Raw genomic sequence first — 22078 nt, 5'->3', positions numbered from 1 at the left:
GACGTATCTGGCCCACCCAAGCTCAGCGGGGAAAACCGAAGCGGCTTCCAGCGGTTTCCCTGCCTTGCACCGCTCACCCGCATTGTGACCCGGATCTGTCACGGGGTGATGCGGGACAGCACCACCTCCCGCTCGTCCCGGTCCTCCAGCTCGCGCGTGACGGGTACGCGAAACCGCGCCACGGCCTCTAGCCCGTCCCGCGGGACATAGGCGCGTCCGGGATCGGCCAGGATGACCTCCGCTCCGGCGGCGGCCAGGCCGCGCAGCCAGGGCAGGATGTGGCTGGTCATCGGCGCTTCGTAGCAGACATCCCCGGCCAGCACTGTGTCCCAACGATTGGGGGCGCCCACCACATCCCCGGGCACCTCCACGATGGAGACGCCGTTCAGCCGGGCATTCAGCCGGGTGGCGGCATGGGCGAGGGGGTCGATCTCCGCCGCCTCCACGAAGGTGGCGCCCGCCCTTGCGGCCGCAATGGCCGCCAGCCCGCCGCCCGCCGCGAAATCCAGCACACGTTTGCCCGCGACCAGGGAAGGGGTGTCCAGAATCCAGCGCGCCAGGGCCTGGCTGCCGGGCCAGGCGAAGGCCCAGAAGGGCGGCTCGATCCCCTGCTCTCCCAGCCAGGCCTCGGTCGCCTGCCAGATCGGCGTGATCTCGGTGGCCAGATAGAGCGGGATTTCGGGCACCAGGGCTGGGCGGGCGATGGTCGCGTGGGCGGCGATGAAGGCCTCCGCCTCCTCCCCGTCCCTCACAGCCGCCCCATCAGGAAAGCCAGGGCCACCAGCAGCCCCGCATCGCGGTTGGACCTGAAGATCCGCAGGCACAGGCCGGGGGCGTGTATGTCCAGCCGGTGGACCTGCCAGGAGAAATGCGCGGCGGGCAGGAGCAGCCCGGCGAGGAAGGCCGGGTTCAGCCCCGCCATCCAGCCCGCCAGGGCCAGCAGGAGGATGCACAGGGCGAAGGCGCCCCCCAGGAAGGGCCGCGTCCGTTCCCCCAGCGTCAGGGCGGAGGAGCGGATACCCACCAGCGCGTCATCCTCGCGGTCCTGGTGGGCGTAGATCGTGTCATAGGCGAGGGTCCAGGCGAAGCCGGCGGCCCAGAGGAGCAGGGCCGGGGCCTCCAGCGCCCCGGTGGCGGCCGCCCAGCCCATGGGCGCCGCCCAGGTGAAGACCACGCCCAGCACCGCCTGGGGCCAGTCCGTGACCCGCTTGGCCAGGGGATAGAGGATGATCGGCAGCAGGGAGGCGACCCCAAGCCAGATCGCCGCCGCGGGGAGCTGGACCAGGATCGCCAGCCCGACCACCAGCAGCCCCGCCAGGAAGCCCAGGGCCTGTTTGGGGGAGACGGCGCCGGAGGCCAGGGGGCGGCCGCGCGTGCGTTCCACCTGCCGGTCCAGGTCCCGGTCCCAAAGGTCATTCACCACGCAGCCCGCGCCGCGCATCACCACGGCCCCCACCCCGAAGAGGAAGGTAAGCCAGATCCCCCTTTCCCAGGAGGGCGCCGCGGCGGCGAAGGCCCATAGGCCGGGAAGGAAGAGCAGCCAGGAGCCGATCGGCCGGTCCAGCCGCATCAGCAGCGCATAGGGCACCAGCGCGGCCGGCAGCCAGGCGGAGAGGCCTTCGCGGCGTATATCGGTGTAAGGAGCCACGCCCTTCCTGTCCGACGGATCAAAGCCCGTGTCCATCCCGCGCCTCTACACCGAACACGACCTGGCCGAGGGCGAGGCCATTTCCGCCGCGCCGGGGCAGGGCCGCTATCTCGGCTCGGTCATGCGAAAGAAGGAGGGAGACGAAATCCTTCTCTTCAACGGGCGTGACGGAGAATGGAAGGCGCGTGTCACCGCGATCCGGAAGGATGATGCCACCTTCACCCCCGAGGAGCGGCGCCGCGCGCAGACCATTGCTTCCGGCCCCGTGCTTCTCGTCGCCGCCCTGAAGCGCGAGGCGATGGAATGGGTGGTGGAGAAGGTGACGGAACTTGGCGTGCGCGCGATCCACCCTGTGCTGACCACCCGCGCCGTGCCGGACCGGGTGAACCGCGCCCGCCTCTTCCTCATCGCGCGGGAGGCGGCCGAGCAATGCGAAAGGCTGGACGTGCCGGAGATCGCCGAGGCCGTCCCACTCTATAACGCCCTCGGTGCCTGGGACGGATCGCCCCTGGCCGTGGCGGCCGAACGGCGCAGGGCGGTGCCGCTGGCGCAGTTGCCGCCGGGCCCCATGCCTGCGCTTCTCATTGGGCCGGAAGGCGGGTTCACGGGACCGGAACTTGACGCCCTGGCACGGCATCCCTTTGTTGCAATGGTCAGCCTCGGCCCCCGAATCCTCCGGGCGGAGACGGCGGCGGTCTCGGCGCTCGCGGTGTTGCAGGCGACCCGCGGCGATTGGGCCCACCAGACGGACGAGTAGAAAACAGCATGTCCAATCCCGGCGAGGCCGATCTCACGCCCATCCACTCCATGCGTGACCTGGCCGGGTGGTTCGCCGCCGGCAGCAAGCCGCGGGACCAGTGGCGCGTCGGCACGGAACACGAGAAGATCGGTTTCTACCGCCAGGGCTTCGGCCCGCCGCCCTATGCGCCCAACGGCATCTGCGCCCTGCTGGACGGCTTGGCCGAGCGCGGCTGGGAGCGGATCGAGGACAATGGCAAGCTCATTGGCCTGAAGCGCGGCATGGCCAGCGTGAGCCTGGAGCCGGGCGGCCAGTTCGAGCTTTCCGGCGCGCCGTTCGCCACCATCGGGGAAACCGAGGCGGAGCTGGACGACCACCTGCGCGACCTGCACGCCGTGGCCGAGCCGCTGGGCATCGGTTTCGCGGGCCTCGGCTTCCACCCCATCGCGACGCGCGAGGCGATGCCCTGGATGCCCAAGAGCCGCTACGCGATCATGCGCGAATACATGCCGCGCGTGGGCGACATGGGCCTGGACATGATGCTGCGCACGGCCACGGTGCAGGCCAATCTCGACTTCGGCGACGAGGCGGATATGGTGGAGAAGCTGCGCATCTCCCTCGCGTTGCAGCCGCTGGCCACCGCGCTTTTCGCCAACTCGCCCTTCCGCGAAGGCGCGGCGACGGAGTACCGCACGCTGCGCGGCCATGTCTGGACCCGCACGGATCCGGACCGCACCGGCATCCCCGCCGTGGCCTTCGAGGATGGCTTCGGCTTCGAGCGCTTCGCGGACTGGGTGCTGGACGTGCCCATGTATTTCGTGATGCGCGAGGGCCGCTTCGTGGATGCCACCGGCACCACCTTCCGCGACTTCATGGCGCGCGGGCTGCCCAAGGACCCGGCCATCCGCGCCACCATGGGTGACTGGGCAGACCATGTGACCACGGTGTTCACCGATGTCCGCCTGAAGCGATTCCTGGAGATGCGCGGCGCGGATATGGGTTCCGCCGCCATGGTCTCCGCCCTGCCTGCCTTCTGGGTGGGACTGCTCTATGACGACGCCGCGCAGAAGGCGGCGGCGGCACTGGTCCGCAACTGGTCCGTGGCGCAGATGCAGGCGCTGCGCGCCGCGGTGCCGAAGCAGGCCCTCGATGCAGAGATCGGCGGCGTCGCGCTGCGCGAAGTGGCGCAGGAGGTTCTCGCCATTTCGCGCGATGGCCTGCGCGCCCGCGGCCATGGCGAGGAACGCTTCCTCGCGCCGCTGGAGCGCATCGCGGCCTCGGGCGAAACCCAGGCGGATCACTGGCTGCGGCGGAACGCCGAGTGGGGAGGCGATGTGTCGCGGGTCTTCGAGGAAGCGGCGATCTGACCCGCTGGCAGGGGGAGCGCCGCTCTCCCTGCATCCCCGGGGATCACCCCCGCCCCTCAGCCGCGACATTCTCCACCGCCGAGCGCGTCTCGTCCGCCAGGCGCGAGAGGTCGATCATCGTCACGGTGATCTCCTCCGCCGCCGTGGCATTGGACTGGCCGATCTGCGTCAGCACCTGCACGCGGCCGGCGATGCTGGTAACCGTGGCCTCCTGCTGTTCCATGGCGATGGCGGTGGCGCCGGAAAGCCGCGCGCTCTCGCCCACCAGCCGCTCCAGCTCGTCCATGGCGGTGCCCACGGCGGCCGCGCCCTGGCGGCCTTCGCGCGCGCGCGTGCCGGCCTGCACGACGACATCGGCGATTTCCTGCGCCAGGTTCTCGGTGTTCACGGCCAGGGCGCGCACCTCCTCCGCCACCACCGCCAGCCCGCGCCCATGCTCGCCGGCGCGGGCCGCCTCGATGGCGGCGTTGATGGCCAGGATGTTGGTCTGGGTCGCGATGCGGCCGATATGGCCGGCGATGCGCGTCACGCGCTCGGTGTCGTCGCCCACCGCGTCCACCAGTTCCACCAGCGCGCCGATCTTGGCCAGGCTATCGGCCAGGAGCCTGCGCGCGGCCTCGGTCTGGTCATGCGAGTTCTGGGTGATGCGCCCGACCTCGCGGATGGCGTCGCTGCTGTGGTCCAGCGCGGTGGCCAGCCCGTTCAGCTCCGCCAGCTGCGTCATCGCGCCGTCCGAGATCTGCCCGATGGCGTGGGAGGCCTGGGTGGTGGCGATGGCGGTGCGGCGCGCACCATGCAGCGCCTGCTCCCCCAGGCGGCGGGTGGTGAGGAGGTTGTCGCGGAACACCAGCAGCGCCCGCGCCATCTCGCCCACCTGGTCCCGGCGATCCGTGGCGGGGATCTCGGCCTCGGCCTGCCCATGGGCCAGCCGCTCCATCGCGCGGGCCACCTGCGCAAGCGGCCGCGCCGTCGACCGCACAAGCACGAGCCATGTCAGGAACAACCCTAGCAGCCCCAGGGCGAGGCCGGCCAGGTTCACCCAGCGCCCACGCTCTGAAAGCGCCCGCGCGCGAGCCAGGTTTTCCCCCGCTTCCTCGCGCACCAGGCGCCGCGCCTCGCCCACCAGGCTGCTGAAGGTCACGGCGCGCACGCGCCAGGCATCATTCAGCGCGGCGTAGCGGTCCCGCTGCTCGGTGGCGAAGGCGGCCTGCATCTCCCGGCCCAGCGCGGGCATGCGCGCCATCATGTCGCGCGTGGTGGAGACCAGCAGAGGATCCAGCCTCTCGCCCACGCGCGCGATCAGCTCGTCATAGGCGGTGTTGAGCAGCTCCACCTCGCGCGTCACGCGGCGCGCGGCCACGGCGGGCCGCACCTCGCCGAGGATGACGTTGCCGAGGAAGCCGCTGAAGGAGAACAGGCGGCCGGCGAAGTCGTCCACCGCCTCGGTATGGCCGCGCTGGCGGATGCCCAGCTCGTCGATGATCGCGGCCTGCCGGGTGCCGATCAGTGTCGATCCGCCCGAGAGGAAGCCGAGGACGAGCAGCATCAGGAGGAGAATGCCCGCCGCGCGCGTGCTGATGCGCCCGGTCCAGCGGGTGCGGCGCCCGTCCTCAGCGCGCATGGGCCTGGATCCCCAGGGCGGGAGCGAGGGTGCTGTTCCAGATATTGGCGCAATCCGGCCCGCAGCGGTCGATCCAGCGCGGCAGCACCATCCAGAGCAGCAAGCCCCGCCGCCGCGCCTCATCCTCGCGCGACATGGGGACGAGGGTGAGGTTGCCGCGCCGGCCCGTGCAGTCCGGCGCGCCGGTGGCGCAGCGCATCCCCTCCACCGTCTCCTCCTCCGCGCCCTTCCAGACCGCCGCTTCCAGCTCGCCCAGCCCGGCCCGGATGCTGCCGCGGATCTCCTCCGGCAGGGCGGCCCAGGCGGCGCGGTTGGCGCCGAACATCGAGACGCCCCAGCTCAGCGCCATGTCGTGGATATGCGTCGCCACCTCCTGCAGCCCGATGGCATTGCCCGAGAGAGCGCCTGTCACCGCGCATTCCACCGCGCCCTCCCGCATGGCGGGCACGATGCCGGCGAAGGGGATGGTCACGGGGGTGGCGCCGATCGCCTCGAATATCTCGGCCTGTCCCAGCGAGGAGGTGCGGATCCGCCGCCCGGCGAGATCCGCCAGCCCCGTGAAGGGCCGGCGGCACCAGGTGACCTGGGCGGGATAGGTGTAGATGGCGAGCAACTCGATCCCGTAGCGCTCCGCCAGCAGGCGCTGCAGGTGCGGGCGGTAGAGCTGCACCGTGCGCCGCAGGGTCGCGATGTCCGGGTTCTGCAGGGGCAGGTCCAGCGCCTGGAACTCGGGTTCCTCCGCCGCCGCCTGGGCCAGGAGGATGGTGCCGAAGGGAACTGTGCCACGCTGGAGCAGCTGCAGCATGTCCTCCGGCTTCAGCCCGGAACGGTCGGACGGCGTGACCTCCGCCACCGCCCGCCCGCCCGTGATCCCGGGCAGCCGGTCGCGCCAGAAGGGTTCCTCGTAGCGCAGGAACTGGGAAACGCCGGCCAGCCCGCCCACCACGCGAAGCCGCAGCGGCTCCTGCGCCATGGCGGGGGCGGCAAGCAGGCTGAGAAGCGCGGCACCGGCCAGCCGCGCCGCGCCGCGCAACCACCCGCGCGCGTGACGGGGAAGACGACCGGGCATCGGCATCCTATCACATGCAGGAAGCGGCCGAATCCTTGCGCCGCCCGGCATCCTATCCCGCGGCGCGGAAGCGCCGCCAGGGCCTAGGGCCCGGCCGGGTCTTCCAGCCGCCGCGCCATGTAGACGCGGCGCAGCCCGTTCTCCTCGCGCCGCTCCGTCTCGGTGAAGCCGGCCCTGGCATAGATCGCGCGGTTCCGCTCCATCCGCTCATTCGTCAGCAGGCGAAGCTCCTGCAGGCCGCGCCGCCGCGCCTCCGCTTCGCAGAAGGCAAGCAGGGCCTGGCCGGTGCCCCGGCCATGCAGAGCCGGGTCCACGGCCAGGTTCTCGATCCAGAGGTGATCGGCCCGGTCCTCGATCACCGCCAGCGCGACGATCCGCCCCTCCCGTTCCATCACATGCGCCTGCCCGTGCTCGATGCGATAGGCGAAGTCATCATCCATCGGCGCCGGGCGGCGCCCGAGCAGCGGGATGTAATGGGCATAGGCGCGCTCGGTGAGTGCACGGATGGTTTCGGCCTCACCGGCCCTTGCAAGGCGCATTCCGCTCATCCCGCCAAGACCAGGGCGATCCCGCCCGCCCCGGAGATCCCCAATATGGCCCAGCGCAGCCGGGGTCCATGCAGCCAGCGCCGCGCGGGGCCGGACAGCGCCGCGCCCAGCGCGATCCCGGGCAGCAGCGCCAGGGCCAGCCACAGCTCCTGCCAGCCCAGCCGCCCCGCCGGCACCGCGGCGGCAAGGATGGCGCCATAGGCCACCAGCCAGAACAGCCCGAGGAAGCCGCGCACGGCCTGGGCTGGCAGATGGGCGACCACCAGGCCCATCAGCGGCCCGTGCACGCCGGAGATCCCACCCATCACGCCGGAGACGGCCGCGGCCCCGGCCAGCATCGGCCGGGTGGGGCGCAGCCGGGGCATGGCCAGGGCCAGCGCGACCGCCAGCAGCACGATGACGCCATAGCCCCGCCGCGTGGCGATCCCGGGAAGCAGGATGGCCAGGGCCATGCCCCCGGCCGTGCCAAGCACCACGCCCAGAAGGGCAGGGGCGAGCATGCCCGGCGGCACGGCGCCGGAATCCACCCGCCACTGGCCCAGCATCATGGGAAGGCCGGAGAGAACGAACGGCACCGGCACAAGCCGGGGATCGATGGCCGCGAGGAGCGGCACGCCCACCAGCCCGAGCCCCAGCCCCGCCGAGAGCTGCACCACCGTGGCCAGCGCCATGGCCAGCCCGGCAAGGATCAGCTCCGCAACATCCACCGGAGCTAGACGGCGGTGCCGCCGATGGTCAGCCCGGTCATCTTCAGCGTCGGCTGGCCCACGCCCACCGGCACGCCCTGGCCCTGCTTGCCGCAGGTGCCGATGCCCGCATCCAGCGACATGTCGTTGCCGATCATCGAGACCTGGGTGAGGGCGCTCGGCCCGTCGCCGATCAGGGTCGCGCCCTTCACCGGCGCGCCGATCTTCCCGTCCTCGATCATGTAGGCCTCGCTGGCGGAGAAGACGAACTTGCCCGAGGTGATGTCCACCTGCCCGCCGCCGAAGTTCACGGCATAGATGCCGCGCTTCACGCTGCGCATGATTTCCTCCGGCGCGTGGTCCCCGCCCATCATCACCGTGTTGGTCATGCGCGGCATGGGGGCGTGGGCATGGCTCTGCCGGCGTCCGTTGCCCGTGGGGGCCACGCCCATCAGCCGGGCATTCTGCCGGTCCTGGATGAAGCCGGTGAGGATGCCGTCCTCGATCATCACGGTACGGCCGGAGGGCGTGCCCTCGTCATCCACGGTCAGGGAGCCCCGGCGGTCCGGGATGGTGCCGTCATCCACCACGGTCACGCCCTTCGAGGCAACGCGCTGCCCCATCAGCCCGGCGAAGGCGCTGGTGCCCTTGCGGTTGAAATCACCTTCCAGCCCATGGCCGATCGCCTCGTGCAGCAGGATGCCCGGCCAGCCCGGGCCGAGCACCACCTCCATCTCGCCGGCCGGGGCCGGGATGCTGTCCAGGTTCAGCACGGCCTGTCGCAGCGCCTCATCCACGGCGGCCTTCCAGCTCTCCCCACCCAGCAGCCGGTCATAGGCGTAGCGGCCACCCAGGCCATGGCTGCCGCTCTCGCGCCGCCCGTCGCGCTCCACCACCACATTCACGTTCAACCGCACCAGCGGGCGCAGATCCGCCACCTCGCGCCCATCGGCGCGCATGATCCGCACCGCCTGCCATTCGCCGACCAGCGAGGCCATCACCTGCACCACACGCGGGTCGCGCCCCCGGGCATAGGCGTCGATCTCGGCCAGAAGCGCCGTCTTGGCGGCGAATTCCATCGCATGCAGCGGGTTGGCGGCATCATAGAGCCGCGCATTGGTCGCGCGCGGCGGCTCGGCCACGCGGATGCTGCCCTCGCCCGGCAGGCCGCGCACGGCTTCGGCGGCGCGCTTCAGGGCCGGCGCCGTGATCTCCCCGGCATGGGCATAGGCGGCGGCCGCGCCGCGCACGGCGCGCAGCCCGAAGCCGCGCATGGTGTCGAAGCTGGCGGAGCGGATGCGGCCATCCTCCAGGCTCAGCATCTCGCTCTCGCGGTATTCCAGGAACAGCTCCCCGTCCTCGGCGCCCGAAAGCGCCCCGGCGGTGATGCGGCCGGCCTCGCCGGCATCCAGTTCGCGGAAGAACAGGCGGGCGGTGACGTCTAGCGGCGTGCCATTGCTGGTGAATGGGGTCATGCCGTCATCTCCTCTGCCGGCGGCAGGACGAGCCGCGCGGTGGTACCCTTGCCGGGCATGCTGTCGAGGGTCAGCTCCATTCCCATCGCCCCCGCCAGGGCACGGGCCAGGTAGAGGCCCAGGCCGGAGCCGGGATAACGGCGGGAGAGCCCTCCCTCGAGCTGGGTAAAGGCCTCGAAGGCGCGCGGGATGTCCTCGGGCGCCATGCCGATGCCGGTATCCGCGATCTCGACCACGGCGGGTCGGCCCGCGCCGTCCGGCATATGGACCGTCAGCGTCACCTCGCCACCCTCGGGGGTGAACTTCATGGCGTTGGAGAGCAGCGCGTCCAGCACCTGGCGCAGGCGCTGCTCATCCGCGCGCACGCGGGGCAGGGTTTCCGGCACGGTCACGGTGAAGTGGATCTGCGCCTCCTTCGCCAGCTTCCGCGCGCGGGCGCCGGCGTTGCGCAACGACTGCGCGGGGTCGAAGAGGTTGCCGCGCAAGGACAGGGCATCGGCCTCGATGCGCGTTGCCTCCAGCAGCCCCTCGACGAGAGCGAGAAGCTGGCGTCCGGCCGCTATGACCTCCTGCGCGTGGTCGCGGATCACCTCGGGCTTGTTCGCCTCCAGAATGGCCTCGGAGAAGCCGATCACCGCATGTAGCGGGGTGCGCAGCTCATGCGTCATCGTCGCCAGGAAGGAGGACTTGGCGCGGGAGGCCGCCTCGGCCGCGTCGCGCGCCGCCTCCAGCTCGCTCCGGATCCGCCGCTCCTCCGTGACGTCGCGATAGGTGCGGATGAACCCACCATCCGGCGTCCGGTCGGTCCGCACCTCCAGCACCGAGCCATCTGGCCGCTGGCGGGCATAGAGGCCGCCCCTGTGCAGGGGCTCGTCCCCCCGTGCGGCAACGAAGGACTCGATATCCCCAACCGAGCCGAACTCCTGCGCATCGATCTGCTCCGCGCGCAGCTCCAGCAGGTGGCGGCCCGGCCGCATCGCGTCCCCGAGCCCGGTCAGCCGCCCGGCAAGGCCGTTGGAGGCGATCAGGTAACCCTGCGAATCGAACAGGGCGACGCCGTGCGGCTGGTTGTCCAGCATCGCCTGCAGCGTCGTCGCGCGCCGCTGCGCCTCGGCCTCGGCCTGCGCGCGGGCCGTTACATCGGTAATGACGACCACCAGCCCGCCGCCCGCCGGGGGAACCACGCGGACCGAAACCACCCTGCCATTCGGCCGGGTGCGCGTCCGCTCATAGGGCCGGGCGTCGTCGAAATCCTGCTGCAGCCGAGCCAGCGTATCCGCCGCCGGCTCGCCATACTCGCCCTGGGCGATGCGCCGCATCACGATGTCCCGGTGGTGCTCGCCCACCTCCACCGGGGAGTCCGCCATGATCTCCTGGTAGGCGGCATTGACCAGGCGCACGCGCCGGTCCGGACCATAGACGCAGACCCCGTGCGGCAGCGCCGCCAGCACGCCGTCCAGAAGCTCCGCCCGGTCCTGCGACGCCCTCTCGGCATCGCGCAGGGCGGTCACGTCGTGCAGCTCCGTCAGCACCCCGCCCTCGGCCATGGGGCGAGCGCGGACCGAGACGATGGTCCCGTTGGAACCATGGTAGGAAAAGAGCGCCGTCTCCCGCTCGCCAAGCTGGGGGAGCATCGCGCGCGTCTCGGGCGGCATTCCGGCGAGCTCGCCAACCTCCTCCAGATGCCCGAACAGCTCGCTGCGCGGCATCCCGGGCCGGAGTACGTCCTCCCGCGCCCCTGTCAGCTCGCGATAGGCGCGGTTGAAATAGGCCACCCGCTTCTCGCGGTCGCTCACCAGCACGCCGGTGTCGAGGCGCTCCAGGATGGTTTCCAGCAGCGCCGCATGCGGGATGACATCCGCCTCGGTGCGCCAGGAACCCGTGACGTCCATGGAATAGCCGACCCAGCCGCCATCCGGCAGAGGCACGCTGCCCATCTCGTGCCAGCGGCCGGCGGTGTTGCGCGTCAGGTGTCGCTGCGGAAGGTCGCCGCAGAGCGAAGCCGCCAGCGCGCCGGTATCCCGCTTCGCCACGCCGTAATGGCCGGCCCGGGCGAGCAACGCGATCACCTCGGCCCGGGAGGTGCCCGGCGGCAGAGGCGCGGCATCCCGGCCGGCCTGTTTCCACAGCGCCGCATTGGCATAGACCAGCCTTGCCTCGCGGTCATAGACCGCGATGCCCATCGGCAGCGCACCCAGCGCCGCGTGAAGAAGCGCGTCGGTGTCCGAAGGGTCGGTCAAGCCCGTTGTTCCGCGCGCGGCCGCCGCAACGCATGCAGCAGCGCCAGCGCGGCCGCGAGCACGCCCACCGCCACGGCCTGGTGGAGCGTTCCCAGCCAGACCGGGACGGCGTTCAGCAGGGTGGCGACCCCCAGCGCATATTGCAGCATCACCACTCCCAGGAAGACGATAGCCGTGGCCCGCGCCGGCCCTGCGGGCAGGCGCCGCAGCGCAACCCATCCCAGCGCGATGGCCGCCACCCCCGAAAGGGTGGCCAGCAGCCGGTGATTAAACTGCACCGTCGCCACATCCGCCACCAGGGCATGCAGGAAGGATCCCTGGCCGCCATAGCCCGCCGGCACCAGTCGGCCATCCATCAGCGGGAAGGTGTTGTAGTCGAGCCCGGCCTTGATGCCCGCGACGAAGCCGCCGGCGAGCATGGCCAGCACCACCAGCCCCGCCGTGGCATGGGCCAGGGGCCGCAGGGCGGCGGCCTCGGGCGGGGCATCGCGATGCGGGCGCAGCAGGGTCAGCGCCGTCCAGACGAGCATGCCGAACAGCAGCAGGGCGAGGCCGAGATGGATGACCAGCCGCCAGGGGGAGACGGCGGTGCGGTCCGCCTCGAAGCCCGAAGCAACCATGAACCAGCCCACCGCGCCCTGCAGCCCGCCCAGCGCCAGCAACAGGAGGAGCCGGCCGCGATAGCCCTGCGGGATGCGCCCGCGCAGCCAGAACCAGGCCAGGCCGGCGGCATAGGCCAGCCCGATCATCCTTCCCCAGAAGCGGTGGATCCATTCCAGCCAGAAAATGCCCTTGAAGCCTTCCAGCCCGAAGCCGCGGTTGACCAGCTCGTATTGCGGGATGGTCCGGTAGAGGTCGTAGAGGCGCTTCCACTCCGCCTCGCTCATCGGCGGCAGCATCCCGCGGAGCGGCGCCCATTCCATGATGGAGAGGCCCGAGCCGGTGAGCCGCGTCGCACCGCCGATGGCCACCATCGCCCAGACCATGGCCGCCACGGCCAGCAGCCAATAGGCAACGGCGAACGGGCGCGCGGCCGGTGCAGCGGCGGTGCTGAGATACGGGGCCTGGGCGTCGAAGGGCATGGGAACCGGCAAATGGGGTGTGAACAGGTCTTGCAGCAACCGCAGGGAAGTATGGTCCGCCATGCGGGGCAAGGGTGCACCGCAGAGATGGCCCCGGGCGGCGAGGCGACCAGGGGGCGGGGCGCCGCCATGCTGGACGCGTCACGCGCCCCCTGCTACCCCCCGCCGCCGCATGTCCCCGCCCGCCACTTCCCCCGGCAACCCCGCCGAGGGCACCACTCCGCCGGGTCACCCGGCCATCAGCGTCGTGGTGCCGGTGCGGAACGAGGCGCCGAACATCGCCTCCCTGGTGGCCGAGATCGGCGCCGCCCTCGCCGGCGTGCCGCATGAGATCATCTATGTCGATGACGGCTCCACGGACGGCACGGCCGGGGCCGTGCGTGGTGCCGCGGCCTCGGCCCCGGTGCGCCTGCTGCGGCATGCCGTCTCCTGCGGGCAATCCGCCGCCATCGTCACGGGCATCCGCGCCGCCCGCGCGCCCTGGATCGCGACGCTCGACGGAGACGGACAGAACGATCCGGCGGATATCCCCCGCCTCTGGGAACGGGCACGGGCGGAAGGGGCCGACACGCTCGTGGCGGGCTGGCGCACCACCCGCAAGGACACGGCCACCAAGCGCTTCACCAGCCGTATCGCCAACCGCGTGCGCGCCCGGCTGCTGGGCGATGCCACGCCCGACACGGGCTGCGGGCTGAAGGTCTTCCCGCGGGACCTCTTCCTCGCCCTCCCTCATTTCGACCACATGCACCGCTTCCTTCCGGCCCTGGTGCTGCGTGGCGGCGGGCGGGTGGTGAGCGAGCCGGTGGGCCACCGCCCGCGCATGCGCGGCGTGTCCAACTACGGCACGCTGGACCGGCTGGCAGTGGGGATAGTGGACCTGCTGGGCATAATGTGGCTGCAGCGCCGCTGGAAGCGCCCGCGCCTGCTGCCCGATAGCGCGAATGCGCCGTGACCGCCGTGGCCAGCGACAAGCGCGAGGGTGATCCCGGCCTGAACCCGGGGCCCAGCCGCACCTCCCCCGCCCTGGCCGCCGCCGGGCGGATGGCGCTGCTGGCAGCGGGGCTGGGCCTGGCCGGCTGGATCATCCGCACCATCGGCCTGGCGCCGGGTGGCGAGACCGGGATGGGCTGGGTGGATCATTGGATCCGCGGCCAGGGCCTCTGGGGCGAGGCCGTGTTCCTCGCGATCGGCTGCGCGGCCACGGCGGCGGGCATGCCCCGCCAGGCCGTGGCCTTCCTCGGCGGCTACGCCTTCGGGGCGGGGCTGGGGACCGTGCTGGCGCTGGTGGCGCAGAGCCTGGGCTGCGCGCTGTCCTTCGGCTGGGCCCGGCTGGTCGGGCGGGACTGGGCGGCGCGGCGGCTGGAAGGCCGCTTCGGCCGGCGCCTCCGCCCGTTGCATGACCGGCTGGTGGCCAGCCCCTTCGGCGCCACCCTGGCCCTGCGCCTGCTTCCGGTGGGCAACAACCTGGCCCTGAATCTCCTGGCCGGGCTCTCCGGCCTGCGCCTGGCCCCGTTCCTGGCGGCCTCGGCGGTCGGCTACCTGCCGCAGACCCTCGTTTTCTCGCTTCTCGGGGATGGGGTGGCGGTGGACCGGACAGCCCAGATCATCCTCGGCGGGGCGCTGTTCCTCGTCTCCGTCGCGCTCGGCATCTGGCTGCTGCGCCGGGAACCGCCCGCCGCCTGAAGGGCGGCCCCCTTCTTCCGAACCAGCGCCCCATGATGCCACCAGGCAACATGGGACGGTCCGTCGTGCCCGCCCTCCGGCTTCGGGGTTGAGGTCGGGGAAGCCTGTCTCTAACCATGGACATGATTTCGCCATCTTTGCCCTGATTTCGCCCCAATCAAGTCATGACGAAGCTAGCTCCCTCGACCCTGGCCCTGGCGGCCCTTCTTCTCCTTGGTTTCGCCGGGTCGGGTTCGGCTGAGGAGACGACCATCGGCGCGCGCTTTCCAGGCCCCAAGCCTGGCCAGGGTGTGGATTCCGCTAAGTCTCTCAGCCTGGGTTGGGACAGCCCGGACAAGGGCTTCTGGATCTCCGGCGAAGCGCCCGGGCCCGAGCTGGATGCCTCGGGCCGGATCATCGCTGGCAGCGGCACCGGCACGGCGGGAATGCGGTACAAGACCTTCGAGGGGGACGGCTTCTCCCTCACCACCATCCCGACCCTGCAGGCCGAGGCGGCCTGGGATGCGGATGGGATCCGCCATTCCTTCGGCGCCGCCTTGTTCGAGGAACTCACCCTTCTCCTGCCCGCAGGGCTGCAGTTCCGCGCCCGGACCGGGATCGGCGACCGCACCGGCCTTTCGGCACCCGGCGCGCCGGATGGGCTGGTCTTTCACGGCGAAGCCGGGCTGTCCGGCAGCCTGTCCGGAACAGGGGTCGCCAGCACCCGTTTCGACCTGCGCCTCACCTCCACCAGCTCCCTCGGCCGGGCCGGGGACAAGGCCGGTCCCCATTGCGAACTGAAGCTGGACCTGACCCGAAAGGGCCAGGCACCGCTCAACATCACCGCCTCCTGCCCCGGCGCGCCCGGAGAGGGATGGGTGACGCTGCATATCGGAGGACGTTTCTGAGGACGCCGGACGCTCTGCTAAGGTCCGGCGTCACCGCGCATGGACGGCGCGGCACGGCGGAGGCGCCAAGGAGAGGACATGCAGCCCCACCCCGCGACGCCGCAGACCCTGCGGGAAATCCGCCGGCAACTCCCGGAGCCCGCGCTCAACCTGGAACCTCCGGTGGAGGCGCTCCGGGCGGAGATCACCCCCGTCGGGGTCTTCTTCGTCCGCAACAACGGAACACTGCCCGACGTGGCGGAATCGGAAGGGCCGGGCTGGACCCTTTCGGTCGAGGGGCTGGTCAGCCGTCCTTTCCGGATTTCCCTGGCGGAGCTGCGGGAACGCTTCGAGGTGGTGGAGCTGGTATCCGTCCTTGAATGTGCCGGGAATGGCCGTGCCTCCATCGCTCCGGCCGTGGATGGGCTCCCCTGGGGCCCCGGCGCGGTGGGCTGTGCGCGCTGGACCGGCTTCCGCTTGGCCGACCTCCTCGCCGCGGCGGGAGCGGACAGCGGTGCCGTCTATCTGGGCTTCGAGGGCGCGGACCACGCGATTGGCAAGCCAGGGGTGCAGGCGCTTTCCCGCGGCCTGCCCATGGCCAAGGCCCTGGCGCCCGAGACGCTGCTCGCCTTCGCCATGAACGGCGCGCCCCTGGCGCGGGAGCATGGCTTCCCGTTGCGGGTGGTCGCGCCCGGCTTCCCCGGCTCCGCCTGGCAGAAATGGCTCACCCGCATCCTCGTCCTGGACCGCGAGCATGACGGGGCCAAGATGACCGGGCTGGACTACCGCATGCCCCGCCACCCCCTCTCGCCCGGCGATCCGCTGGACCCCGCCGCCTTCGAGGTGATCACGGACATGCCCGTGAAAAGCCTGGTCACCGAGCCCTCCGCCGGCTTCCAGGCCACCGGTCCCCTCTCCGTGGCCGGCTTCGCCTGGAGCGGCCATGTTCCGGTCGCGATGGTCGAGGTTTCCGCCGATGGCGGCAGCAGCTGGCACCCGGCGCAGCTTGAGGCGGGGGAGGGGCCATGGGCCTGGCGGCGCTTCCGGGCCGGGGGCCTTACCCCACCGCCCGGCCCGGTGGAACTGCTCGCGCGCGCGACCGACCGGCAGGGCCGCGCCCAGCCCCTGCTCCCGGCCTGGAACCCACGCGGCTACCTGAACAATGCGGTGCACCGCGTGGCGGGAACGCTTCTGCCCGGGGGCGCCTGAAGGCCGGCTTCAACGCAGGCCGAGGAAGCCGAGCAGCCGTGAGACCTGCTCCCGCAGGTCCCACAAGCCCGGTGCCTCGGGATGTGGGCCGCCGCCGGGCTGGCGGGCGCGCAACCGGGCCAGCGCGGCGGGGGTTTCGGAAAGGCGCAGCCCGACGGGTTCCCGGATCACCTGGGATTCGGGCAGCAGGAAGCCGGTGATCCGCACCAGCACCCGCTCCGCCCCCGGCAGCTCGGCCGCCGCGCGCTCCAGATCGCCCTCGCGCGGGGCGCAGACCACGGAACGGCCCTCCAGCCCGCAGGGCATCTCGAAATAGCGGTTCGGGGGGAAGCGCAACTCCGCCGTTCCGGTGAGGGCCAGCACCCCGCGCGCCGAGCCCTCCAGGGTCAGGTTCCGCGCCGCGACCACGGGCACCAGTCTTCCGCCGCGCTCCTCCACCTCCAGCGCCAGCGGGGCCAGCCAGCCCTGGGCCGGGGCCAGGGGCTGCTGGTGCAGCATCCGGCAGCCGGCCTGGTCGGTCATCGGGTCCTCGCTGCAGGTGATGAGCCAGGAACCGATGATCTCCGGCCCGGTGGCGGGCTGGGCGAGGGCAGGGCCGGTCAGCAGGCCGGCGAGAAGGAGGGCGACAGGGCGCATCATGGTCCCCATCTTCGCATGGCCGCGGGGCCCCGGTCCCGCGCGATCATGTAACCGGCCGAAAGGACCCCCGATGCAGCATGCCACCCTGCCCGATGGCACCAGGGTCCCCGTCCTCGGCCAGGGCACCTGGCACATGGGCGAGCGCGGGGCGGACCGGCGGGCAGAGGCGGAGGCGCTGCGCCTCGGCCTCGATCTCGGCCTCACCCTCATCGACACGGCCGAGATGTATGCCGATGGCGGGGCCGAGGAGGTGGTGCGGGAGGCCATCGCCGGACGGCGCGGGGAGGTATTCCTCGTCAGCAAGGTCTATCCCCAGAACGCCTCCCGCGCCCGCATGGCCCGGAGCTGCGAGGCGAGCCTGCGCCGCATGGGGGTGGAGTCGATCGACCTCTATCTCCTGCACTGGCGCGGCGGGGTGCCGCTGGCCGAGACGGTGGAGGCGTTCGGACGGCTGGTGGAGGCCGGGAAGATCCGCCGATGGGGCGTTTCCAACCTGGATGTGGACGACCTGGAGGAGCTGGGCGCGGCCCTTCCGGACTGCCAGACGGACCAGGTGCTCTACAACCTCGAGGCCCGCGGCCCGGAGCATGACCTGCTGCCATTCTGCGCCGACCACCGCATGCCCGTGATGGCCTACTCGCCGGTGGGGCAGGGCGGGCGGATGCTGCGGAACCCCGCGCTGCGCGCGGTGGCGGCGCGCCACGGCACCGGTGCCGCGGCCATCGCCCTGGCCTTCACCCTGCGCCGCCCGGGGATCATCGCCATCCCCAAGGCCGGGAACCCGGCGCATCTCCGGGAGAATGCGGCGGCGCGGGACCTGGTGCTGACGGAGCAGGACCTGGCCGAGCTGGACCAGGCCTTCCCGCCGCCGCGGCGTAAGCTGCCGCTGGCCATGCTTTGAACGCCGGCGGGAGGCGACCTGCTTCGCCCGCCCTAGGCGCCCTGGGAGGCAGCCCTGGGGAAGATACCCAGGCTGCGGAATGCCTCCATCAGCTCCGGCGTGCGGAAGGGCTTGCGCAGGAAGCGCTCCTTCGGGCCGAAATGCCGGTTGTTCCCATGGGCGGGACGGCCGGTGAGATAGATGACCGGAAGTCCCGGATGCCGCTCCTGCGCCACCCGCGCGGCCTCGAACCCGTTCAGCCCTGGGCCGAGATCGATGTCGGTCAGCAGAAGGCTGCAGCGATCATTCGCGTCGATGCGGGCGAGCGCATCATCCGCCGTGGCGGCGGGACAAACGGCGAATCCCTCCTCCTCGATAAGGTCGGTGAGAATGTCGCGGACGAGATCATCGTCCTCGAGCACCACCACCTCGCAAGCTTCCTCAACCCCGGTCATCGCTGAACCTCCGGCCCGGATAACGCCCGGGACCAGGAAGTGTTGTGCATTCGCACATAACATAAGCTGCTTGATTTGGCCCCTGGCCCGGGCCTGTCAACGGACGGGGCATTTCCCGTCCGGCGCTGCCTGTCTTGCCTGCGGCGCCCGCAGGCGCTCTGCTCCGCGCCGGAGAAGAGGGGATTCAGCATGGGCAGCAAACCACCGTTGCGGGTGGCCGTGGCCGGCCTGGGCGCCGTAGGGATGGCGGTGGTGGCGGCCCTGGAAGCCGGGCTGCCCGGCTGCGAGTTGGCCGCCGTCTCCGCCCGCGACATGGAGGCCGCCAGGGCCCGGCTGCCCCGCCCCGTGCCCGTGCTGCCGGTGGAGGAGCTGGAGCCGCTGGCCGACATCGTGGTGGAAGCCGCCCCCGCCGCGCTGCTGCCCGCCATCGCGGAGCCCTTCCTGCGCGCGGGCAAGGGCGTCGTGGTGCTCAGCGCCGGCGCCCTGCTGCGGAACGAAGGGCTGATCGACCTGGCCCGTGCCCATGGCGGCCAGATCACCGTGCCCACCGGCGCGCTGCTCGGGCTCGATGCCGTCTCGGCGGCCGCGGAGGGCGTGATCCACTCGGTGCGGATGGTCACGCGCAAGCCCGTGCGCGGGCTCGTCGGCGCGCCCTACCTGGTGGAGAACAGGATCGCCATCGAGGACATCAAGGAGCCGCTGCGCATCTTCAAGGGCACCCCGCGGGAGGCCGCGGTGGGCTTCCCGGCGAACCTGAACGTGGCCGTGGCGCTTTCCCTCGCCGGTATCGGGCCGGACCGGACGGAACTGGAGATCTGGGCCGATCCCACGGTGAACCGGAACATGCACCACATCGAGGTGGACGCGGATTCCGCCAGCTTCTCCATGGCGATCGAGAACATCCCGAGCGAGAATCCGAAGACCGGCCGCATCACCGCGCTCTCGGTCGTCGCCTGCCTCCGCAAGATGGGCGCCCCGCTCCGCGTGGGCACCTGAAGCGATGAAGGCCCGGGGCCGCCCCTAGCCCCGGAAGCGCCCGAGGAAGGCGACCACCTCCTGAAGGCTGGGGGGTGCCCGCAGCACGGCCCAGCGATCCCGCAGGAAGGCGAGATAGGCCTGGCCCAGCGCCATGGTCAGCCCATAGGCGACGGCGGCGTTCACCGCGCCGCCCGCCACGCTGCCCAGGCCGGGGATGAACTTCAGCAGGGTGCCGATGGCGCGTGCCGCCACGCGCCCGCCCATGCCGGCCGCGGCGGGGCCCAGCAGGGCGGCGGTCACGGCCTTCAGCGGCATCTCCTCCGCGGGCGTGCCCATGCGCACCGTGACATCCACGATCATCTTCGCCTGCACCCCGAAGATCAGCGCGGCGTCGGCGAAGGGGATGGGGGTCGCGGCCAGGGCGGCGGCGACCTTGGCATGCGCGTTCACCGCCGCCTCGGCCTCCGCGATCTTCGGCGCCAGGGAGACAAGGTTGGCCGCCGCCGCCGCGGCCCGCCGGCCTTCCGGCAGGGCGGCCACGGTTGCCTCCACCAGCGCCTCCAGCCCGCGCGCTTCCACCCTTGCCCCGCTGGGGAACAGGCGCGGCGCGGCCACCACGCGCAGCACGGCCCGCGCCTCGGGGATCAGGGAACGCACGGAATCGGACAGCCGGTCCTCCCCCCAGGCCTTGGTCAGCACCACGATCACCGGCACGCCCTGGGCGGCCAGAAGCCGGGCCAGGTCGATATCGGCGGGCTCCACCCGCTCCCCGGCGGCATCGATGCAGAGCCAGGCCAGGTGAAGCCGGTCCTCCTCAGCCAAGCTGGCCAGGCGGGCCAGCTCCGCCTCCACGGCCTCCCGCGTCTCGCGATAGGCGCCGGGCTCCAGTCCCCGCGTATCGGCCAGGCGGAGCGGCGCGCAGGGATGGCAGTACCAAGTGGCGGCGGTGGAGACCGGGGCGCCTTCCCCCGCCTGCGCCACCACCCGGCCAAAAACCGCGTTCACCAGCGTGCTCTTCCCCGCGCCGGAACGGCCGGCGAGCAGGACGTTGCAGCGCTGCATCCCTGCAAGCCGCTCCTCCACGCCCGGCACCACGCCCACGGCCTCGTCCAGCAGGGTGGTGCCGCGCCCCAGCAGCCGCCCGACCCAGCTTCCCCGCCGCGGCGCCGGCCGGGTGAAGCCGCGCGCGATGGGGGAGGTGTCGCCCAGGGCGGAGAGCTTGCGCACGCGCAGCGCCGTCAGCAGCGCGGGCAGGGCATGGGGCACGTCCGCTCCTTCGACGAGGAGCGGCCGCAGGGCCCTGGCCAGCGACAGCGGCTCCGCATCGGGCAGGCCCGCGATGGCGGCGATCTCCGCCCGCTCCGCCCGGGTGCAGAGCAGCAACAGGGGCAGCGGATCGCCGCCCGCCACCGCGTGGCGGGCATGGTCCAGCGCCATTTCGATCGGGTCTGGCTTGACCGGCTTGCGGAACATCGGGAGGACTCTGCCAGCATGGCCGCCCCCGTCCAACCCGCCGAGCCGCCGCGCCTCGGCCCTGTGTCACCCGAGGGTGACAGCGCCTCCCTCATCGCCGCCCTCCTGGCCGGGAGCGAGGCGGAGCTGGCGGCCGAGCTGGAGCCGGCGGTGGAGGCCTTCATCGGCAATGCCGTGTTCCGCTACATCGCGGAGGAGGCCCTGGTCGCCATCAGCGTGACGGCGATCTTCTTCGTGCTGGCCTTCATCGCGCCCTACCTGCCCAGCATCACCTGGGCACTGATGGCGGCGCTGGCCGTCCTGCTCTGGTACCTCGTGCATTTCGCCCGAGGGATCATCTCCACCTGGCCCCTGCTGCGGGCGCTTGTGCTGCTGCGGGGCGCACCGGTCTTCCGCTTCGCGCTCTTCGTCCTCGCGCGTTACGCCATCACGATGCTGGAGACGAAGATGGAGGAAATCGGCCGCGCCGCCTCCTTCGTCCCGCGCTTCGGGCTGCGGCTGGCGCGGGTGGTTTACCAGGATGACCGGGACCGCGTGGCACTCGCCCTGGCCGATGCGCTGAGCAAGCCCGTCCGGCGGGAGATCCTCTGGACCGCCGCCCTGGGCCTCTTGCCCATGCTGGTGGTGATGTTCGGCTTCCGCTCCGCCCTGATGTGGAAGGCCGGGCTCTACGGCGTGGCCCATATGGCCTGGTACGAGCTGCTGCTGCTGCCCTTCCGGGGTGGGCTCTAGGGCGGAGCCCCGTGGGGGGGCTGGCCGGAGCGCCGGTTCCCTCCCGGCAGCAGGGCGATGGAGTGTTCGAGCAGAGCTTCCACCCCATGCGCCGGGATCAGCACCGCGCCATCCTCCCCCAGCAGCGGGCGCGTGTTCACGGCCAGGACGGGGGGATCGCCCATGGCTTCGGCGATCCGGGCGCGCAGCCCGGCATGAGCCCCGGGCCCCGGCTCGGCATGGGTGAGCACGACCAGGGCGGGAATGCCCTCCCGCCGCAGCGCCCCGGCCAGGGCGGACAGCGTGCCCGGGCCGCCGAAGGCCCGGCCCGTCTCGGCATTCAGCACCAGCCAGGCGAGATGCGGCCGCCGCGCCGGGCCGAGCGCCCCCAGCACGGCGCCGAGCCGCTCCACCTGCGCGGCGCTTTCCGCAGCCTCCAGCCCGCGCGTGTCCCCCAGGACGATGGGCAGGCCGGAATCCCGGCCATGCCAGCTGGTTTCCCCTGTCACCGGCGCGCCGGCGCCGGAAAGCGCCGTGTCCTCGCCCAGGATGGCATTCACCAGCGCGCTCTTGCCCGCGCCGGTGGGCCCCAGCAGCAGGATGCGCCCGCGGCCGGCCGCCCAGTCCGGCGCGGCCTCCCTGGAACGGAAAAGGCCCGGGATGGCGCCGCGAAGCGCCCCCCAGGCCCGGTCCAGAAGCCCCATCGGCC

General features: G+C 72.0%; 22 protein-coding genes. 9 read left to right on the top strand and 13 right to left on the bottom strand.

The genetic code is table 11. From position 1 onward, the window contains the following. Positions 1-98: 98 nt before the first annotated feature. On the bottom strand, positions 99-752 hold the full coding sequence (locus J8J14_RS01565) for a class I SAM-dependent methyltransferase (RefSeq protein WP_209377640.1): 654 nt from the start codon (positions 750-752) through the stop codon (positions 99-101). Then, on the bottom strand, positions 749-1684 hold the full coding sequence (ubiA, locus tag J8J14_RS01560; RefSeq protein ID WP_209377639.1) for a 4-hydroxybenzoate octaprenyltransferase: 936 nt from the start codon (positions 1682-1684) through the stop codon (positions 749-751). The genes J8J14_RS01565 and ubiA overlap by 4 nt, the downstream gene beginning before the upstream one ends. Between ubiA and J8J14_RS01555 the strand changes: the two genes are divergently transcribed. Both J8J14_RS01555 and J8J14_RS01550 read left to right on the top strand, forming a co-directional pair. Next, on the top strand, positions 1677-2405 hold the full coding sequence (locus tag J8J14_RS01555; protein WP_209377638.1) for a 16S rRNA (uracil(1498)-N(3))-methyltransferase: 729 nt from the start codon (positions 1677-1679) through the stop codon (positions 2403-2405). The genes ubiA and J8J14_RS01555 overlap by 8 nt on opposite strands. Before the next feature lie 8 nt (positions 2406-2413). Continuing rightward, positions 2414-3754 carry a glutamate--cysteine ligase gene (locus J8J14_RS01550; protein WP_209377637.1) on the top strand — a complete coding sequence of 447 codons (1341 nt, stop codon included), beginning with the start codon at positions 2414-2416 and terminating at the stop codon, positions 3752-3754. A 43-nt stretch (positions 3755-3797) separates the two neighbouring features. On the opposite strand, the gene J8J14_RS01545 is transcribed toward J8J14_RS01550, so the two are convergent. The 7 genes from J8J14_RS01545 to J8J14_RS01515 all read right to left on the bottom strand — a co-directional run bounded on the left by J8J14_RS01545 (position 3798) and on the right by J8J14_RS01515 (position 12475). Further along, on the bottom strand, positions 3798-5375 hold the full coding sequence (locus J8J14_RS01545) for a methyl-accepting chemotaxis protein (protein WP_209377636.1): 1578 nt from the start codon (positions 5373-5375) through the stop codon (positions 3798-3800). Beyond that, a complete protein-coding gene (locus J8J14_RS01540; RefSeq protein ID WP_245215238.1) occupies positions 5365-6444 on the bottom strand; it encodes a TRAP transporter substrate-binding protein in 1080 nt (359 codons plus the stop codon). Before J8J14_RS01540 ends, J8J14_RS01545 begins: the two co-directional genes overlap by 11 nt. Positions 6445-6527: 83 nt before the next feature. Further along, the gene (locus J8J14_RS01535) at positions 6528-6983 is read right to left on the bottom strand and encodes a GNAT family N-acetyltransferase (protein ID WP_245215237.1); all 456 of its coding nucleotides are present in this window, start codon (positions 6981-6983) and stop codon (positions 6528-6530) included. Between the two features lie 5 nt (positions 6984-6988). After that, positions 6989-7699, bottom strand: a complete 711-nt coding sequence (locus J8J14_RS01530) for a TSUP family transporter (protein WP_209377633.1) — start codon at positions 7697-7699, stop codon at positions 6989-6991. Between the two features lie 5 nt (positions 7700-7704). Next, a complete protein-coding gene (tldD, locus tag J8J14_RS01525; RefSeq protein WP_209377632.1) occupies positions 7705-9153 on the bottom strand; it encodes a metalloprotease TldD in 1449 nt (482 codons plus the stop codon). Beyond that, on the bottom strand, positions 9150-11393 hold the full coding sequence (locus J8J14_RS01520) for a sensor histidine kinase (protein WP_209377631.1): 2244 nt from the start codon (positions 11391-11393) through the stop codon (positions 9150-9152). Before J8J14_RS01520 ends, tldD begins: the two co-directional genes overlap by 4 nt. Beyond that, positions 11390-12475 (bottom strand): COX15/CtaA family protein, encoded by a 1086-nt coding sequence (locus tag J8J14_RS01515; protein WP_209377630.1) that lies wholly within the window; start codon positions 12473-12475, stop codon positions 11390-11392. The genes J8J14_RS01520 and J8J14_RS01515 overlap by 4 nt, the downstream gene beginning before the upstream one ends. 172 nt (positions 12476-12647) lie before the next feature. On the opposite strand from J8J14_RS01515, the gene J8J14_RS01510 reads away from it, so the two are divergent. From J8J14_RS01510 to J8J14_RS01495, 4 genes are all read left to right on the top strand, one after another. Beyond that, entirely contained in the window at positions 12648-13427 is a 780-nt protein-coding gene (locus J8J14_RS01510) for a glycosyltransferase family 2 protein (protein ID WP_209377629.1), read from the top strand. After that, a complete protein-coding gene (locus J8J14_RS01505; RefSeq protein ID WP_342452362.1) occupies positions 13424-14158 on the top strand; it encodes a TVP38/TMEM64 family protein in 735 nt (244 codons plus the stop codon). Before J8J14_RS01510 ends, J8J14_RS01505 begins: the two co-directional genes overlap by 4 nt. A 164-nt stretch (positions 14159-14322) precedes the next feature. Continuing rightward, entirely contained in the window at positions 14323-15045 is a 723-nt protein-coding gene (locus J8J14_RS01500; RefSeq protein WP_209377628.1) for a hypothetical protein, read from the top strand. Positions 15046-15123: 78 nt separating this feature from the next. Continuing rightward, positions 15124-16233 (top strand): sulfite oxidase, encoded by a 1110-nt coding sequence (locus J8J14_RS01495; protein ID WP_209377627.1) that lies wholly within the window; start codon positions 15124-15126, stop codon positions 16231-16233. Between the two features lie 9 nt (positions 16234-16242). On the opposite strand, the gene J8J14_RS01490 is transcribed toward J8J14_RS01495, so the two are convergent. Continuing rightward, a complete protein-coding gene (locus J8J14_RS01490) occupies positions 16243-16872 on the bottom strand; it encodes a hypothetical protein (protein ID WP_209377626.1) in 630 nt (209 codons plus the stop codon). A gap of 70 nt (positions 16873-16942) precedes the next feature. Here J8J14_RS01490 and J8J14_RS01485 point away from each other — a divergent pair, with 70 nt between their 5' ends. Further along, positions 16943-17773 carry an aldo/keto reductase gene (locus tag J8J14_RS01485; protein WP_209377625.1) on the top strand — a complete coding sequence of 277 codons (831 nt, stop codon included), beginning with the start codon at positions 16943-16945 and terminating at the stop codon, positions 17771-17773. A 32-nt stretch (positions 17774-17805) separates the two neighbouring features. On the opposite strand, the gene J8J14_RS01480 is transcribed toward J8J14_RS01485, so the two are convergent. Then, positions 17806-18207 (bottom strand): response regulator, encoded by a 402-nt coding sequence (locus tag J8J14_RS01480; protein WP_209377624.1) that lies wholly within the window; start codon positions 18205-18207, stop codon positions 17806-17808. Positions 18208-18396: 189 nt separating this feature from the next. On the opposite strand from J8J14_RS01480, the gene J8J14_RS01475 reads away from it, so the two are divergent. Next, positions 18397-19203 carry an aspartate dehydrogenase gene (locus J8J14_RS01475; protein ID WP_209377623.1) on the top strand — a complete coding sequence of 269 codons (807 nt, stop codon included), beginning with the start codon at positions 18397-18399 and terminating at the stop codon, positions 19201-19203. A gap of 24 nt (positions 19204-19227) precedes the next feature. Here J8J14_RS01475 and J8J14_RS01470 read toward each other — a convergent pair whose 3' ends face one another. Continuing rightward, a complete protein-coding gene (locus J8J14_RS01470; RefSeq protein WP_209377622.1) occupies positions 19228-20658 on the bottom strand; it encodes a GTPase in 1431 nt (476 codons plus the stop codon). 18 nt (positions 20659-20676) lie between these two features. On the opposite strand from J8J14_RS01470, the gene J8J14_RS01465 reads away from it, so the two are divergent. After that, entirely contained in the window at positions 20677-21390 is a 714-nt protein-coding gene (locus J8J14_RS01465; protein ID WP_209377621.1) for a hypothetical protein, read from the top strand. Here the strand turns inward: J8J14_RS01465 and J8J14_RS01460 are convergent. Beyond that, entirely contained in the window at positions 21387-22073 is a 687-nt protein-coding gene (locus J8J14_RS01460) for a GTPase (RefSeq protein WP_209377620.1), read from the bottom strand. The two genes, J8J14_RS01465 and J8J14_RS01460, sit on opposite strands and share 4 nt — an antisense overlap. Between the last annotated feature and the right edge of the window lie 5 nt (positions 22074-22078).

It is taken from the genome of Pararoseomonas baculiformis (assembly GCF_017813395.1).
Taxonomy (GTDB): domain Bacteria; phylum Pseudomonadota; class Alphaproteobacteria; order Acetobacterales; family Acetobacteraceae; genus Roseomonas; species Roseomonas baculiformis.
The sequence above is the reverse complement of the archived record's forward strand: the minus strand, read 5'-3'. Positions and strand labels throughout refer to the sequence as shown.